Annotated in this window: 14 protein-coding genes; 8 read left to right on the forward strand and 6 right to left on the reverse strand. The window is 39.5% G+C overall.

Going from position 1 to position 15,814, the window contains the following annotated elements; all coding sequences use genetic code 11:
• The first annotated feature begins 2 nt into the window (after positions 1-2).
• The gene (locus QL995_RS15670; protein WP_007584308.1) at positions 3-920 is read left to right on the forward strand and encodes a carbohydrate kinase; all 918 of its coding nucleotides are present in this window, start codon (positions 3-5) and stop codon (positions 918-920) included.
• Between the two features lie 269 nt (positions 921-1,189).
• Positions 1,190-2,659, forward strand: a complete 1,470-nt coding sequence (locus tag QL995_RS15675) for a carbon starvation CstA family protein (RefSeq protein ID WP_010553606.1) — start codon at positions 1,190-1,192, stop codon at positions 2,657-2,659.
• Positions 2,660-2,743: 84 nt separating this feature from the next.
• Here the strand turns inward: QL995_RS15675 and QL995_RS15680 are convergent, their stop codons facing one another.
• Entirely contained in the window at positions 2,744-3,262 is a 519-nt protein-coding gene (locus QL995_RS15680; protein WP_024597781.1) for a TetR/AcrR family transcriptional regulator, read from the reverse strand.
• A 389-nt stretch (positions 3,263-3,651) separates the two neighbouring features.
• On the opposite strand from QL995_RS15680, the gene QL995_RS15685 reads away from it, so the two are divergent.
• The 4 genes from QL995_RS15685 (at position 3,652) to QL995_RS15700 (ending at position 6,126) form a co-directional block, all read left to right on the forward strand.
• Positions 3,652-4,272, forward strand: a complete 621-nt coding sequence (locus tag QL995_RS15685) for a glutathione S-transferase (RefSeq protein ID WP_290294553.1) — start codon at positions 3,652-3,654, stop codon at positions 4,270-4,272.
• Positions 4,273-4,321: 49 nt separating this feature from the next.
• Positions 4,322-5,014 carry a cupin domain-containing protein gene (locus QL995_RS15690; RefSeq protein ID WP_290294554.1) on the forward strand — a complete coding sequence of 231 codons (693 nt, stop codon included), beginning with the start codon at positions 4,322-4,324 and terminating at the stop codon, positions 5,012-5,014.
• A gap of 121 nt (positions 5,015-5,135) precedes the next feature.
• Positions 5,136-5,516, forward strand: coding sequence for an STAS/SEC14 domain-containing protein (locus QL995_RS15695; protein ID WP_002960091.1), 381 nt, complete (start codon positions 5,136-5,138; stop codon positions 5,514-5,516).
• Between the two features lie 157 nt (positions 5,517-5,673).
• Positions 5,674-6,126, forward strand: a complete 453-nt coding sequence (locus QL995_RS15700; RefSeq protein ID WP_165735588.1) for a nuclear transport factor 2 family protein — start codon at positions 5,674-5,676, stop codon at positions 6,124-6,126.
• Positions 6,127-6,170: 44 nt separating this feature from the next.
• Here QL995_RS15700 and QL995_RS15705 read toward each other — a convergent pair whose 3' ends face one another.
• From QL995_RS15705 to QL995_RS15715, 3 genes are all read right to left on the reverse strand, one after another.
• Entirely contained in the window at positions 6,171-7,118 is a 948-nt protein-coding gene (locus QL995_RS15705; protein ID WP_290294555.1) for a carbohydrate kinase, read from the reverse strand.
• Positions 7,119-7,229: 111 nt separating this feature from the next.
• Complete coding sequence (locus QL995_RS15710; protein ID WP_290294557.1) at positions 7,230-9,626, reverse strand: TonB-dependent receptor; 2,397 nt, start codon at positions 9,624-9,626, stop codon at positions 7,230-7,232.
• Between the two features lie 170 nt (positions 9,627-9,796).
• Complete coding sequence (locus QL995_RS15715) at positions 9,797-11,023, reverse strand: MFS transporter (RefSeq protein WP_024597775.1); 1,227 nt, start codon at positions 11,021-11,023, stop codon at positions 9,797-9,799.
• Positions 11,024-11,199: 176 nt separating this feature from the next.
• On the opposite strand from QL995_RS15715, the gene gtfA reads away from it, so the two are divergent.
• A complete protein-coding gene (gene gtfA / locus QL995_RS15720) occupies positions 11,200-12,672 on the forward strand; it encodes a sucrose phosphorylase (protein WP_290294558.1) in 1,473 nt (490 codons plus the stop codon).
• Between the two features lie 95 nt (positions 12,673-12,767).
• Here gtfA and QL995_RS15725 read toward each other — a convergent pair whose 3' ends face one another.
• Together QL995_RS15725 and QL995_RS15730 are read right to left on the reverse strand one after the other, a co-directional pair.
• Entirely contained in the window at positions 12,768-13,799 is a 1,032-nt protein-coding gene (locus QL995_RS15725; protein WP_182194981.1) for a LacI family DNA-binding transcriptional regulator, read from the reverse strand.
• 114 nt (positions 13,800-13,913) lie between these two features.
• Entirely contained in the window at positions 13,914-14,813 is a 900-nt protein-coding gene (locus QL995_RS15730) for a LysR family transcriptional regulator (RefSeq protein WP_010553616.1), read from the reverse strand.
• A 97-nt stretch (positions 14,814-14,910) separates the two neighbouring features.
• On the opposite strand from QL995_RS15730, the gene QL995_RS15735 reads away from it, so the two are divergent.
• Positions 14,911-15,786: a DMT family transporter gene (locus QL995_RS15735; protein ID WP_010553617.1), complete on the forward strand. Its 876-nt coding sequence runs from the start codon at positions 14,911-14,913 to the stop codon at positions 15,784-15,786.
• Positions 15,787-15,814: the final 28 nt, after the last annotated feature.

A 15,814-nucleotide genomic window follows, 5' to 3' on the forward strand; every position in this document is an offset into this window, starting at 1 on the left:
TTATGAGCATTTTAATTAATCATAAATCAGGCGAAAACGTAAGTGTTAGCTGCTTTGGCGAAGTGCTGTGGGATTGTTTTGATTCAGGTAAACGCTTAGGTGGCGCGCCACTTAATATGTGTGTGCGTATTAACTCACTAGGCATTAAAGCCGACATGATAAGTGCAGTAGGTAACGACGAGTTAGGCGCTGAGTTACTTGGCGAAATTACTAGCAAAGGCGTAAGCTGCGAATACATTGCTATTAATAGTGACAAAAAAACTAGCACGGTTGAGGTAACGCTCGACAGTGGTGGCTCTGCAAGTTATGAAATAGTGGCAGACACTGCGTGGGATAATATAGCGCTTACTGATGAGTTGCTTAGTAAAGTTAAAAGTAGCGATGTGTTTGTATTTGGCAGCCTAATTGGGCGAAGCGAAGCGTCTTTAGCAACGTTAAATCAACTAGTTGATGTAGCAAACTTTAAAGTATTTGACGTAAATCTACGTGCACCGCATTACAAGCTAGAAACACTTGTAGATTTAATGAATAAAGCAGACTTTATTAAGTTAAACGATGAAGAGCTATACGAAATAGCAAAAGCGATGGGTTGTAAGTTTCATTCGCTTGAACAAAATTTAGCGTTTATAGCACAGCAAACAAATACCGATTACTTATGTGTAACTAAAGGCAGCCACGGTGCTTTATTAACAATCAAAGGCGAAAATTTTTATAATTCAGGTTATTTAATTAGCGTAATTGACACTGTTGGCGCAGGGGATTCGTTTTTAGGTTCGTTAATTTATCAGCTTTGTAGCAACGACGACGCGCAATATGCCGTTGACTTTGCATGTGCCGTTGGAGCAATGGTCGCCGAAAGTTCTGGCGCAACACCTACTTTAACGCATCAACAAATTAGTGAATTTATGAACCCACTTTAAAAAACATTGTGTGTGAAAGCGGTTATAACGTAAAAGTTTAACCGCTTTTTTTGTGCCCAAAATAAGACGTGTGTAATAAATATTCAATGTGGAGCGTTAAGTGTGCAGGTTGCGTAAATAGTGGCTTATATCGATTATTGTATTAGCTAAACGTCTTATTGTTTGAGGGTTGAAGCTTTGTTATTGTTCGTCGATTATTCACGGATTGAAAAGGCGGGGCGACACACAATGCGCTCTATAACTAAAATACAAAAAGAGAAACGTGCTTTATGATCATCTTTTTTATCTGCCTCACTATTTTAATACTGGGCTATAAGTTTTACAGCCCATTTGTTGAAAAACAAGCCGGTTTGGATTCAACTGCTGACACACCACAAAAACGCTTTAGCGAAGGTGTTGATTACGTAGCTATTCACCCTGTACGAGCATTTTTAATTCAGTTTTTAAACATTGCTGGCGTAGGTCCAATATTTGGCCCAATTTTAGGTGCTTTATACGGACCAGTTGCACTAGTATGGATAGTACTTGGTAATGTTTTAGGTGGCGCTGTACACGACTTCTTCTCAGGTGTAATGAGTATAAAAGAAGACGGTAAAAGCCTACCAGAAATCGCAGGCCATTATTACAACGTCGTATTTAAAGGCTTTATGCTTGTATTTACTGCCATGCTACTGTTTTTTGTAGGTGTAGTATTTATTATGAGCCCTGCAGGTTTGCTAAGTAACCTTGATTTCTTTGAAGGTACAATACTGGCAAATAATACCTTTTGGGTACTCGCTATTTTAGCGTATTACTTTTTAGCTACCTTGCTACCAATTGATAAAATTATCACGAAGTTTTACCCAATTTTTGGTGCGCTAATGATTGTAATGACAGTGGCAATTGCTATTTCATTACTAATTAATGCGCCGCACTTACCGGTACCAAGTGACTTTTTAGCTTACTTTGAAGCTGACCACGCACATGACTTTTTAGAGCCAAATCCAGATGGATTACCAACATGGCCATTGTTGTTTATAACAATTACCTGTGGTGCTATTAGTGGTTTTCACTCTACTCAAGCGCCAATTATTGCGCGCTGTTTAACTAACGAAAAATACGTACGTCCTGTTTATTACGGCGCTATGATGTGTGAAGGTATTGTAGGTTGTGTATGGGCACTTGCTGGTATTGCAGCGTTCCCAGATGGTTACGCGGGCTTAAAAGCGTTGCTTGACCAAGGTGGTCCAGGTTTAGTTGTTAATCATGTAGCTAACAGTTACTTAGGTGTATTTGGCGGTATAATGGCAATTATTGCAGTAGCCGTTTTCCCAATTACTTCTGGTGATACAGCGTTCCGCTCATTACGTTTAACAGTTGTTGATGCGTTTAATATTCCGCAAAGTTTACGTAATCGCTTATTAGTGGCTGTACCTATACTTACTATTGCTTACTTTATGACGAAACTCGATTTTTCATTAATTTGGCGCTACTTTGCATTTTCAAACATGCTGCTTTCTACAAGCGTATTATGGCTTGCCACTAAGTACTTGTTTGACCGTGGTACATTCCATTGGATTGCGAGTGTTCCTGCTGTTATAGCAACTGCGGTAACGGTTTCTTATATTGGTACTGCCGCAATTGGTCTTAACTTATCAAGTGATTTAGGTAAACCTATTGGTGCTGTAGTAACAGTGATTGGCTTAATTGTTTTAGCTATTGTGCACTCTAAGCATAAAGTTAAACCAACAGCGGTTTAATAATCACATAAGTTATTTCAAGCATTAAAAAAGCGAGCTATTCATAATGAATAGCTCGCTTTTTTTGTGTACTAAATTTAGGTATTACTGAGTTGCAAGTTCAAAGTAACTGTTATCGTCGAGCGTTTTGCTTATCATCATAGCGCCCTCAAGCAAGCTCACTGTTTGAATAGCCGCTTTAGTAGGGTTGAGTTCACCATTAGCTAAATGCGCAGCGCTAAGCCATGTTAAATTTTGATTAAAAAAGCGTTTTACTTCAAGGCGTACTTTATCTGGAAGGCTATCGCTTTCGGCTCCTAGCAAACCACATAAACACATTTTACGATCGGTTACTAATGCACTTCTAAAAAGCTGAGTGTACACATCAATAGGATTTTTACCGCTTGCTTTAAGCTCGCTTGGCTCGCCTAACGCAGCTAAAAAAGAATTAGTATATTGATGAGCAAGCTCAGCACCTAAATCGGCCTTAGTCGGAAAGTGATAGTGCACACTGGCGCTCTTAATTCCAACTTCGCTTGCGAGCTCTCTAAAACTAAAATTACTGTACCCGCCAAGGCGCACCTTGTTTTCAGCTGCTTTTAATAACGCTTCTTTTTTACTCACTTTTAATATTTTCCTATCTGCAGTAATACCAATTTTATTAAAACATGATCATTGTATCGCATTAAACAACTCACTAACTGCGTTAAAAATTATTCATATAGAATAACTAGATGTCATAATTTTCGCCTTGTTATTGCGCTATTTTCTTAGCGCAATAATAGATCACTTATTTAATGCAATTGGTATAGCAAAATTATCGACCAGTAGGTAGTTATTTACAAGCGTTTTTATTTTTAAGCAACCCCCTAGTTTTATTATGATTAAGTTAAATCCTATAAATCAGAAAAATTTAAACGTTGACTTAAATTTAGTTTAATATTATAAATTACCTATCGGTAGGTAGGTTGCTGCCATTAATTCACTTTTAAACAATAAAGATAGAGATTGCTATGAAAATTTATGATGTAGAAAACTTTCCAAACCCACTTCGTGTTCGTATCGCTTTAGCTGAAAAAAATGCCACTTCAAATGTTGAGTTTGTAGCTGTTGATTTATTAAATGGTGAGCACAGAACAGAAGCCTTCTTAGCTAAAAACCCATTAGCAGGTGTGCCCGTATTAGAGCTAGATGACGGCACATTTATATCAGAAAGTACCGCTATTACTGAGTATATTGATACCGCATTTGAAGGCCCATCTTTAATGGGTGAAACCGCAAAAGAGCGTGCAGTAATTAACATGATGCAAAAACGCGCAGAATCTATGGTGCTTGACGCTGTGGCAACTTACTTTCATCATGCAACTGATGGCTTAGGTCCAGAGCTTGAAACGTATCAAAATGTGGCTTGGGGTGAAAAGCAAGGCGAAAAAGCACGCCAAGGGTTTAGCTATTTTAATGATGTACTAGCGCAATCGGCGTTTGTTGCTGGTGAGCAGTTTAGTATTGCTGATATTACATTGTATGCTGGGCTGGTATTTGCTGGATTTGCACAAATAGCAATCCCGAATGAGTTAACCCATTTAGTTGCATGGCAAGAAAAAGTAGCAAAACGCCCAAGTGTTGCGGCTTAATTAGGTTGTTAGTTTAAAATTTAAGTGGAGTTACGGTTAGGAGCCAAATATGAAAATTGCTGCCGATTTTAGTAAACGAGTTGTGGTACATAGCGAAACGCTCCCGTGGGTTGCATCGCCAATGGCGGGTGTTGATAGACGAGCACTGGACCGTGTGGGCGACGAAGTTGCTCGCGCAACGACTATTGTTCGTTATGCACCTGGCAGTGAATTTTCGCCGCATGTTCATACAGGCGGTGAAGAGTTTGTTGTGCTTGAAGGGGTATTTCAAGATGAACATGGTGACTTTGTGGCAGGTTCTTATATCCGTAATCCACCGCAATCAAAGCACAAACCGGGGTCTGAAAATGGCTGCGTTATATTTGTAAAGTTATGGCAGTTTCAGCCAGAGGATCGAACGCACGTGCGTTTGCAAACAGACTTGATGCAAAGTACGGCGCATCCTAGTTTTAAAAATGTAGCCGTAACCCCTTTATACAAAGACGATTTTGAAGACGTAAGCTTGTTGGACTTTAAGCCCAACGCCTGCATGGTTATAAGCGCAAAAGGCGGAGCAGAGCTGCTAGTACTTGAAGGCTCATTTGATGAGCAAGCCGATACCCTTGTAAAAAACAGTTGGTTAAGAGTGCCTATTAATAGCTCTGTTAACGTTAAAGCGGGAAGTAATGGTGCAAAAGCATGGCTTAAAACGGGCCATTTAACTGATGTAGAAAACCAGATATCTCGCGTACAAAATGCGTAATTGAGTCGTTTATTTGAGACTATTTAATGATCTAGCTCAGGACTATTTATTGATTTAGTTCAGGACTAATTAATTTTAGAAGGTGTACTTTTACCACTCAGCCTATTTAAGGAGAGCAGTAATGGTACACACAACACATGGTTTATCGATTGGTCTTGAACGTGCAGGAAGAGAGTTTTTTTTAAAACTTAAAGCCGTTGGTACGCTTACTCACGACGACTACAAAATAATTACCCCAATGATAAACTCAGCTCTTGGCGAAGTTAAGCACCCAGTCGTGAACGCCTTAATAGATGGTAGCGAACTTGAAGGCTGGGAACTACGCGCAGCGTGGGATGACTTAAAGTTAGGTGTTAAACACTCTAAAGAATTTAAAAAAGTAGCTATTTACGGTAATAAAGAGTGGCAAGCTCGAATGGCAAAAATAGGTAACTGGTTTATTTCGGGTGAGGTTCAATACTTTGAAAATGCTACCGCAGCCATAGATTGGCTAGATGAATAGCTTGATCGAAAAAATTAAATTAAAGCACTCTTATAGAGTGCTTTTTTGCTCTATGGGTAACATTGTTAGGTAGTTACATTCGGTTTATTTCAATTGTTAATACTGCTCTATTAAAATACACTCATTATTATTGAGCAAATTACACATTATAAAAACAATGAAACAAGTACTTACCTTTATTACATTCCTGATATTTTCGGCATCGATACATGCAAAAGATAACAATATATTCACGCCGGTGAGCGATCTTTTTTTGGCTGTTTCTAACGTTGACCACACGCAAATGCGTGCAGCCGTAGATGATTCATTTTTACTTTTAGAGCACGGTGAAGTGTGGACTATTAATGACTTTATAAATGTTGTTAAGCCTTCTGACTTTATAAGAACTAATTATTTTAGTGTTATAAATTCGCGTGTAGTGGGTGATGTTGCATTTATTAATTACTGGAATAAAGCCAATATTAAAAACACCGAAAGAAGTATTGATATTTATTGGTTAGAAAGTGCCGTTGTATCAAAAGTGGGCGACAAATGGTTGTTATCGCAAATGCACTCTACTCGGTTACCCCAAGATGAAATACCAAAAGGTGTCACCTTTATAAAGCAATAGATACAACTCTAATTTAAAGCCCCGTAATATGGGGCTTTAATCATTTAAATCACATCAGCCAGCACAGGTAATGCCGGAAATGCCCCTTTAGCTAAACACGCTTTAGAGCCACATTTAAGAGCAAAGTGCAAGGCGCCTTTTACGCTCGCTTTATCATTTAGTTTCTCTGCTAGTGGTAAATCACTTCCTAAGTTATTTAAGTAGTATAAAACCCCCGCTATAAATGCATCACCTGCGCTTGTTGTATCTACGGCGTTTATTTTTGGTGCCGATTCGTTAAGCGTAAATGCGCTGTGGTAAACCGTGGCAGGCTCTGGTCCATCGGTTAAAAATACCAGTTTTACTCCGGTATTTAATAGCATTTGAATGTAATCATCGCTCGTTGTATCGCTATGCTGGGCTAAAAAATTAAGCTCATCACGCGAGAGTTTTACTATGTCACAATAGGTGTAACAGGCTTTTACATTGCTTGCTATATCGCTTGTGTTTTCCCACAAGCTGTAGCGTAAATTTACATCAAAGCTGACGAGCTTATTATTCGCTTTTGCAAGTTCTAGCGCTTTAACTGTTGTGTTGGCAATTGCTGATTCGGTTAATGTGTTTGAACAAAAGTGTAGTGTGCTTATTTCTTGCCAATTTATATGCGCTAAATGCGCCTGCGTTAATAGTACATCGGCTGTGTTATGGCGATAAAAGCCAAAACTACGCTCGCCGGTGTCATCAAGGCTTACTATAACCATGGCGGTTTGTGAGCCTGCAATGGTAAATAAATAGTCTGTATTTACATTGTATTGCGCTAATGCATTACTTAATTGATTGGCAAAATGGTCGTCCCCTTTGCCTCCACAAAATGCAGCCTCTGCGCCGAGTTTTGCGTAGCCAACAGCTACATTGGCAGGCGCGCCACCTGGTATAGGTAAATAGGCCGAGTTATTAGCATCTTGTGGCAGCATATCAATTAATAGCTCGCCTAAGCACAGGAGTTTAGTCATTTGGAATATCCTAAAAAGCCTAGCAAGGCTAGGCTAAAAAACGTGAAGGGTGTTATTTATTCATACTTTAAAAGGCGCTACAGTGACTACTCACCGCAGCGCAATACACATTTAGTTAAAAGCGTATTTTAAAGTTACCGACGTTGTGCGCCCGTTAATAGTACGGGCACGAATAATGTTATTTTCAGGTACTGAACCTTCTTCTGCTTCTGTAATACCTACTGTATCAAATAGGTTATTCACATTAAGCGCAATATTAAGGTTTTCAGATAAGTCATAGCTTACAAAGCCATTTACCTGTGTGTAGCCGTCAAATTGCAAGTCGTTATTATCTTGAGCGTATGCATCGGTAGTACCAATGAAACTTACCCCTGCAGCGCCTTTTTCATAGTTGTAACGTGCCATTAATGAGTAAATTAAATCGGCTTGACGACGTGGCGTATTACCTACCACATCTGGGTTAAGCGCATCTTTTGCTATTTCTGCATCGGTCCAGGTTAAATTACCGCGAAAATCCCATGCATCAATAAAGTAAGTAGATTCTATTTCAATCCCTTTTGCTTCGTATTCACGGTCAAAAAACGTTTGTGATGTTGCTTCAAAATTTTGCTCTTCAGTTTCGGCAAAAAACGCAGTAGCAAATACTGATAACGAATCAAAGCGCTTCTTAACACCAAACTCAAACTGGTTTACTTCATCAACAGCGTCTTCTTTTGCAACAGAGCCGTCGGCGCGTACTTTACCAAATAAAAGACGGTCAGCATTTGCACGCCCACCTTTACTAATACGTGCAAACGTAGCAAGGCTTGGGTCAATTTGATAATTAGCACCAATTGAATAAGAAGAATAGTTCCAGTCGTAGTTTACTGGACTTGCGTTTGCTGTATCAATTCCAGCAACATTTTGTTCCGGGATTGATATTTCACCGTCGCGGTTCATATCTACAGTTGATGTTACGGCACCTGCGTAGTTACCGCGAGCTTCGCCACTATCGTAACGGGCACTTGCATCAATGCTTACATCACCCAATTTAGTAGAGAATGCAACGTATGGTGCACGGGTGTCGTACTCTGTGTCGTAATCACGTTGGCAACAGTTTCCCCAGTAAGGTGTGCCATATGCATATAAACCATTTTCTGAAAATTCAGTACCGTCAGTTGCAGTAACATTTAATAATGCTGCATTGTCGCCTTTAAGCTCCATAAGGTATGAATTCCATAACCACGACATAGCAATGTTTTGTGTTGACGCGTAATAACCAAAGGTAATGCTGGTGTCATCATCAAACGATTTAGTTAGTTTAAAGTCGTTAACTAATGAATCGAAGTCGTTCATTGTTACGTCAAACGTATGAATTCGCATAGCGAGGTCGTCGTTAAATGCAGCTCCCGTGTTTGCGTTACTGAGTGTTGCGCCTACACCACCAATACTCTGTGCAATAGATGATGCGCTGCCAACCTCAGCAGGAATAAGCGAGTTAAAGTTGCCGCTTATTGATGATTTACGAAAACGGTTTTCGATACGCCAATCGTTATCTAAATCAAATACAGCTTCAAAACCAACAGAGTCAACCTTTGGATTCATACCATCGCGGATATCGCCGCTACTGATTTGGTTTTCACCATTTAAACGTACTGTTTTAGTAAATAACGCTGAGTGAGGTGTGTCTGATTGTGCATCAAAGCCAGCAATAGAGTCACCATTTGAGTACATTGGCATAGGAAGGTAGCCAACACTCTTATCGTCTAAGTGTTTGTAATAAAGGCGCACGTAACCGTTGTCGAAATCTTTAGTAAGGTTAGCTTTTATTTGGCCACCTTTATTAGACGTGTAACCTGTTTCGCGCGGGCCTTCGCCTTGTCGAACAAAACCACCAACATGAAAACGTACGCTATCGGTTAAGTAAGTGCCGTATTCAAAGTCTGTACGAACGCTGTCGTAATCTAAGCCTAGTGTTGTAGACACACTGCCAGATTCGTTTTCGCCATTTTTAGAGATAAAGTTAATAATGCCACCAGGTGCATTACTTGCTGCAGTAGATGCTGAGCCACCACGAATCGACTCGATAGTTTGCACAGTGTTATCTAATCGCATAAAAATATCTGAATTACCAAAAGCGATATCACCGTATTGCAGTACAGGTAAACCATCTTCTTGTAATTGTAAAAATTTTGCACCTCCTGAAGCAACTGGCAGGCCACGAACAGCAATATTTGCATTGCCTTCGCCACCTGTAGATTCTGCACGAATACCAGGGATGATTCTAAAAGCCTCGGCTGTTGAGCGAGGAGTAGACACTTGAACTTGTTCAAGTGACACGCTACTAACTGATACGCTTGAAGCCATGATTGTTGTTCGACGTGGTACGCCGGTTACAACAATTGTTTCAAGACCTTTGTTTTGTGATGCTTCAGGTGTTGCTTGGTCTGTTTCTTGTGCGTTAACGCCTTGACTTACGGCAAGTGCTAAAGCGCTGATTAAATATAAAGGTGTATTGTGTGTTGTCATGTGAACGCCTCGTTGTGTTGATCCCAATAGGATTTGTTATTTTTACTTAATCGATTAAGTAAAAATAACAAATATTTTACAATAAGCAAATCATTTTGTGTTTAATTTGTTCTTTTATTATTCATATTTTGATTTTTAAGGTGTTTTTATTGTATTGAAATACAAGTTTATTAAGCTGTTGGGTTACTTTCTTGTAAAGCACTCATTGATGGGTCGCGTAAATAATTGAACAACATAGCTACAAATAAAATCACGGCAAACCCTGTTGCTAAGTAAAAACCATAGCGCACATGGCCAAAGTAATCGCTGATCATACCCATAAATAAAGGAGCTAAAGCAGCCGATAATGCGGTAAAAAACAATATAACGCCGGCTACGGCTCCATGGCGCTCAGCAGGGAAACACGATATACCTTTAGAGTTTAAAGTTGGATAAACCATAGACATAAATAAACCTGAAAGAGGTAATAACCCTACAGCCCAATCAACCCCCCCAATAAGTGTGCCCACATAACAAAGCGCAATACCTAAGCTTAAATAAGCCATAACACCTTGCCAGCTATAACGGTTTAGTAACCATACGGCAATAAAACGACCTGCAGCACGTAGTATAAAAAATATAGTAAGTGCATAAGTTGCAAGGAGCGGCCAAGAGCCTGTGTAGTCCTTTAATAGCGTTGGCATCCATACATAAATAGCCACTTCAGTCGCTACATAAAGTGCAATAGCCAAAGAAAAGCCAAGTGCATAGGGGTTTTTTACCATTTTTAGGGTGGTGGCCAAAGAGGCTGGCTTTTCAGTTGTTTTTACTACGTCAGGGTAGTCTGCGCGCCATGCTAATAAAGCAAGAATTAAACACATTACGCCCGCAGTAATATACAGGTATGTCCAACTTACGTTTTGCACTAATAAAACACCAACTAGGGCAGGGCCTACAATAGCGCCAATGCCAAAAAAGCCCTCAACCTTGTTCATGGTTTTAGTGTGGTCGTCGTTACTATGCGAAATATCGCCAAGCAATGCCAGTGCGCCGGTTTTAAATAAACCAATGGCCAAGCCTATGCAGCAAAGCAATACTAAAAAGAAAGTAAAACTGGTGCTAAATGCAAATAAAAAACAACTAGCAGAAAATATTAATAAACCCAGCATAATGGTTTTTTTACGGCCAAGGCTGTCAGCTAAAAAGCCTAAAAATAAGCCACTAAAGGCTATTAATGCCATGGGAGCGTAATGAAATGCACTAGCTTGAGTCATGCTCAAACCGAAATCTTTTATAAGTTCGGGGATTATCATGCCGACTGCGTCAGAGGTCATGGCAAACATAAAAAACATCATGTATGTAAGCCAGCGTATTTGTTGCAGTGGGTCGCTGCTTACGTGTGTGTGTGATTTTGTCATGTGTTTATTCCTCGTTAAATTCTCTATTAACACTTCGTAAGTCAGTCAGTTGCTTACTGTAGTATTACGTGAGCCACGAAATTTGTATGTAAAATTATTAAAAATTACTTGTAAATTCTTACTCGCTAGTTAAAGATATATCTTAATCGATTAAGTTTCAACATGGTAATCACACAATGATGAAGAATAAAGTTCAATTGATCACATACGCTGATCGAATCACTGGCCAAAATATAGGCGCGCTAACTACACTTTTAAACGGCCCTTTAAAAGGCGTATTTGGTGGTGTGCACTTATTGCCATTTTACAATCCTATTGATGGCAGCGATGCTGGCTTTGACCCTATTGATCATAGTGAAGTTGATTCTAGAATAGGCACTTGGGAAGACATACAAGTATTAGGTAAAGATCTCGACTTAATGGCAGACCTAATTGTTAACCATGTATCGGCGCAGTCTTTTCAGTTTCAAGATGTATTAGCTAAAGGTAAGCAATCAGAATTTTGGGATTTATTTTTAACCAAAGAAGATGTATTTCCAAATGGTATAAGCGAAGCTGAGCAAAAAGCAATTTACCGCCCACGCCCAGGTAGCTGTTTTACGCCAATGCAGTGTGGCGACGGCCAAACGTATGATTTTTGGACCACTTTTACCGACAATCAAATCGATATAAACGTAAAAGCAGAAGCCGGTGTTGCGTATTTAAATAACGTACTTACTAAATTTTCGGCTAACAATGTAAATATTATTCGTTTAGATGCGGCGGGCTACGCCATTAAGCAAGCGGGCACTAATTGCTTTATGCTTGATGAAACATTTGGTTACCTAGATAACTTATCTAAGCAAGCAAACGATTTAGGCATGGAAACCATTGCAGAAATACATAGCCATTATCAAACTCAGGTAGAAGTGGCAAAACGTGTAAATATGGTTTACGACTTTGCGTTACCACCACTTATTTTACACAGCTTATTTAACAACGATGTAGATGCACTGCTCAAATGGTTACAAATTTCGCCACGCAATTGCTTAACCGTACTTGATACACACGACGGTATTGGCATTATTGACGCAGGTCCAATGGGCGACAAGCCAGGGCTATTAAATGCACAGCAGATTGATAACCTAGTAGAAACAATGCACGCCAACAGTAACAACCAAAGCCGCCAAGCTACGGGAGCTGCGGCGAGTAATGTCGACTTATATCAAGTTAACTGTACGTACTACAACGCATTAGGCGCTAAAGACTTTGATTACTTACTGTCGCGTGCAATTCAATTTTTTGCACCAGGTGTACCACAAGTATATTACGGCGGCTTATTTGCCTGTGAAAATGATATGGATCTATTAGCTAATACAAATGTTGGCCGTGATATTAACCGCCCATATTTAGATGCAAATATAATCGACAAAGCCTTAAATAAGCCTGTAGTAAAAGGTTTAATTGAATTAATTAAAATTCGCAATTCACACCCCGCGTTTGCAGGTGAATTTAGTGCCCAAGGTGAAGGCAGTATGTGTTGTTTATCGTGGCAACTAGGTGAGCAAACTATTTCACTTACTGTTGATTTTAAATTACGCCATGCACTGATTACGCAGCTAAACGGTGATGAAGAAACAACGATTAACTTAAATTCATTTTTAGCTTAATGCTGTAAAAGTAATTTATAAACGCCATGTAAAACAAAAGCCAAGCTACTTAAGCTTGGCTTTTTAATACATAAAACAATTACAAGGCTTGTAAGCTAACTACTCGCACCAATCTCTAATTCGTAACTGACTTCCTGAGTTTTTTCTTCTTTAGAAATAAATAATTCAGCGGCTATAACGCCTTTTTCTTGGCTGTTTTGATGAATAGTGGTTAGGCGAGGTACAAACCGGGCTGCTTCATCAATACCATCAAAGCCCACAATACGCAGTTCTTCACCTATTTTTATGCCTTGCTTTATTGCTTCTCGCATTGTGGCAAGGGCAATTAAATCACTCATACAAATTATAACGTTAGGATGCGGTGATGCACTAAGTACTTCTTTTGCAGCAATATTGGCAAAACGTTCGCTACTTTCAGGTATATTCCAAATACGATCGTCAGCTACCGTAATATTTGCCTCGCTTAAAGCGCGTTGATAACCACGTAAACGTTGATGAGAAATAGATTGTCCGGCTTCAAATTCGTAATGCTCATACACGCGGCACAATACGTTTTCATCAAGTAATCTAAGTCCCAAAATAGCGACTTTATCATTTTGATTATGTATAACGTGCCTAGCAATTTCGTAACTGGCTTGCTCATTATTTATATTTACAGAGGCATTGCGGGCTATATCAAAGTCAATAGTCACCACATGTTTAGACACTATTTTTAACTGCTCAACCAATGCATTATTACGAGGACGGCCATAACAAATAAAACCATCAACAAAGTCGACTATGTTATTAAGGGTATCGCTATTACCTGAAAACAATAAAACATTAATGCCGTTTTTTTCAAGCACCGAAGTAACACCGCGCATAAAGCTGCTAGCCACAGGATCCGACACCATGTATTCCACACTATCGGGCAGTACTAAAGCGACAATATTAAATGTGCCATTACGCAATGATTGCGCGGCCTTATTAGGCCCGTAATAGCCCAAATTTTTACACGCTGCAAGAATATCTTCTCGGCGTTTAGCCGATAGCTGATCAGGGCGATTAAACGCATTAGAAACCGTAGCATTAGACACACCTAATTCTAGAGCGATACTTTTTAAGGTCCAGTGGGCCGGTTTTCTCATGAGTTATGATTATCCTTTAAAAAGACTGTGCTTAAATTAATAGAGATAGTATAAAATCAAATAATAGTTATAGCTATAAACTGGCATGAAGTATGATGACTTAATACTTTCATTTTATTTTTTAACCTCGGCCCACTGGGCTTTTAGCCAGCGGCTTAGGGTAATAATATCGGTTTGTTTTGCTCGCGATTTTTTATATACAAAATAAAATTTACAGCCGGTTTCAACTCCATGCAGTGGCAACTTAACTAAGTGGTTATCGTGCTGTGAGGCAATAAAAAACGCATCAATAAGCGTAATACCTAAATTATAACGCGCAGCTTCTGCGGCCAGTATAACGTGACTAAAGTGATTAACTCTTACGTTTTTAGGCAGCTCAAAGCCGCCGCTTTTACACCATTGCTGCCAGTCATTGGTGCTACGTTGCTCTGACTCATCATACTGCACCGACAACAGCGGGTGCTTCCATAATTCATTGGGCAGCGATTGATTTTTTAATTGCTGCCACATGCCTTTGCCACAAGCAGGGTAAAGCTTTTCTGCAAATAAAAATAAGCTGACAAACTCACCTTTAGGTGGCGTTGTGGTAATAAAACAATCGGCAACACGGTCGCTAAAATCCGCCTCATCTACAATCATATTTAAAGTTAAGTCGATATCTGGCGAGTCATGTTTAAAGCTTTCTAATCGCGGTATTAACCACTTTACAGCTAATGAGCTATAAAGTGCTAAACGAATATGCCCAGGCTCGCCGTAACGTATTTTTTGTGTGGCAGAGGCTAAACTGGTTAATGAATGACTCACTTCTTGATAGTAACGATTGCCCGCGTCGGTTAACGAAAAGCTACGGCCACTGCGGTTAAATAGCGGCTCGTTTAAATATTGCTCTAGTAATTTAACCTGATGGCTCACGGCACTTTGCGTCACATTTAGATGTTCTGCTGCTTTAGAAAAACTATTTAATCGCGCTACAGATTCAAAACACTGAACAGCACGTAATGGGGGTAATTTCATTATTAGTTAAACTCATACTAAAAGTATTTTAATCATTATACATAATTAAACGAATTGCTCTATGCTAGCGTTTTTAATTTGCGGGCACGGAGTAACAATGCAAAAAATATCGGTTGGCTTAGGCATGACATTACTTGTGGTGGGTAATATTATTGCGGTTTTTTCTGATGCTATAATCAAAACTTTACCAGCAGAAAGTCCCACGTTTCAGTTTGTATTTATGCGCCAACTTACCGCAGTATTAATTTTGCTCCCGTTTTGTTTGTCGGCGAATAAAAAACATTTATTTGCCGGTTTAAAATGGCATGCGGTACGCGGACATGTATGGTTATTTGGTATTATATTTATGGTGTTTGCGCTAAAAGCTTTACCGCTTGCAACCGCTAACGCTATTTTTTATGCAGCGCCTTTATTAATGCTGCCTTTAGCAGTAATGATATTTCGTGAACAGCTAACAAAAAGCAGCATAGCTGTGGCTGTTATTGGCTTTATAGGGGTACTTATTGTTATTCAGCCTACCGACATTAATTGGGCGGCTATATTTGCACTTGTAGTCGCAATTACACTGGCAATAAATAATGTACTAATACGTAAGTTACCTAAGCACCATAGTATTATGCAAACTTTGTTACTTACCAATTTGGTAGGTATGCCTGTGGGATTAGGTTTGGCGCTGTGGGAAAACGAACCTTGGCATTGGGCTGCACTCATTACTGCGTTTGGCTCTACACTGTTTATTTTAATTTATGCTGGAATTTGCGTGTACGTTTATAGCAAAATCGAATCGAGCCAAGTTGCTAGCGCTGAATATAGTGGCTTAGTGGCGGCTGTCGTTGTTGGTTTATTTTGGTTTGGTGAAGTGCCTACACTTGGCTTAATAATTGGCGCATCGTTAATTATTTTACCCTTAGTGTGGTTGGCTAACGTACAAAAAAACAAACAGCGATTGGTTAAACGTCAACTCACAAAATAAACTACTGCGCGTGGTGTTGTACTGCGCA

The organism is Pseudoalteromonas sp. APC 3358 (assembly GCF_030408075.1).
Lineage (GTDB): Bacteria > Pseudomonadota > Gammaproteobacteria > Enterobacterales > Alteromonadaceae > Pseudoalteromonas > Pseudoalteromonas arctica.

Bases quoted from the DNA above. Each gene is read 5' to 3' on its own strand.
- QL995_RS15670 (WP_007584308.1), top strand. From the start codon at position 3: ATGAGCATTTTAATTAATCATAAATCAGGCGAAAACGTAAGTGTTAGC.
- QL995_RS15675 (WP_010553606.1), top strand. From the start codon at position 1,190: ATGATCATCTTTTTTATCTGCCTCACTATTTTAATACTGGGCTATAAG.
- QL995_RS15685 (WP_290294553.1), top strand. From the start codon at position 3,652: ATGAAAATTTATGATGTAGAAAACTTTCCAAACCCACTTCGTGTTCGT.
- QL995_RS15690 (WP_290294554.1), top strand. From the start codon at position 4,322: ATGAAAATTGCTGCCGATTTTAGTAAACGAGTTGTGGTACATAGCGAA.
- QL995_RS15695 (WP_002960091.1), top strand. From the start codon at position 5,136: ATGGTACACACAACACATGGTTTATCGATTGGTCTTGAACGTGCAGGA.
- QL995_RS15700 (WP_165735588.1), top strand. From the start codon at position 5,674: ATGAAACAAGTACTTACCTTTATTACATTCCTGATATTTTCGGCATCG.
- QL995_RS15705 (WP_290294555.1), bottom strand. From the start codon at position 7,118: ATGACTAAACTCCTGTGCTTAGGCGAGCTATTAATTGATATGCTGCCA.
- QL995_RS15710 (WP_290294557.1), bottom strand. From the start codon at position 9,626: ATGACAACACACAATACACCTTTATATTTAATCAGCGCTTTAGCACTT.
- QL995_RS15715 (WP_024597775.1), bottom strand. From the start codon at position 11,023: ATGACAAAATCACACACACACGTAAGCAGCGACCCACTGCAACAAATA.
- gtfA (WP_290294558.1), top strand. From the start codon at position 11,200: ATGATGAAGAATAAAGTTCAATTGATCACATACGCTGATCGAATCACT.
- QL995_RS15725 (WP_182194981.1), bottom strand. From the start codon at position 13,799: ATGAGAAAACCGGCCCACTGGACCTTAAAAAGTATCGCTCTAGAATTA.
- QL995_RS15730 (WP_010553616.1), bottom strand. From the start codon at position 14,813: ATGAAATTACCCCCATTACGTGCTGTTCAGTGTTTTGAATCTGTAGCG.
- QL995_RS15735 (WP_010553617.1), top strand. From the start codon at position 14,911: ATGCAAAAAATATCGGTTGGCTTAGGCATGACATTACTTGTGGTGGGT.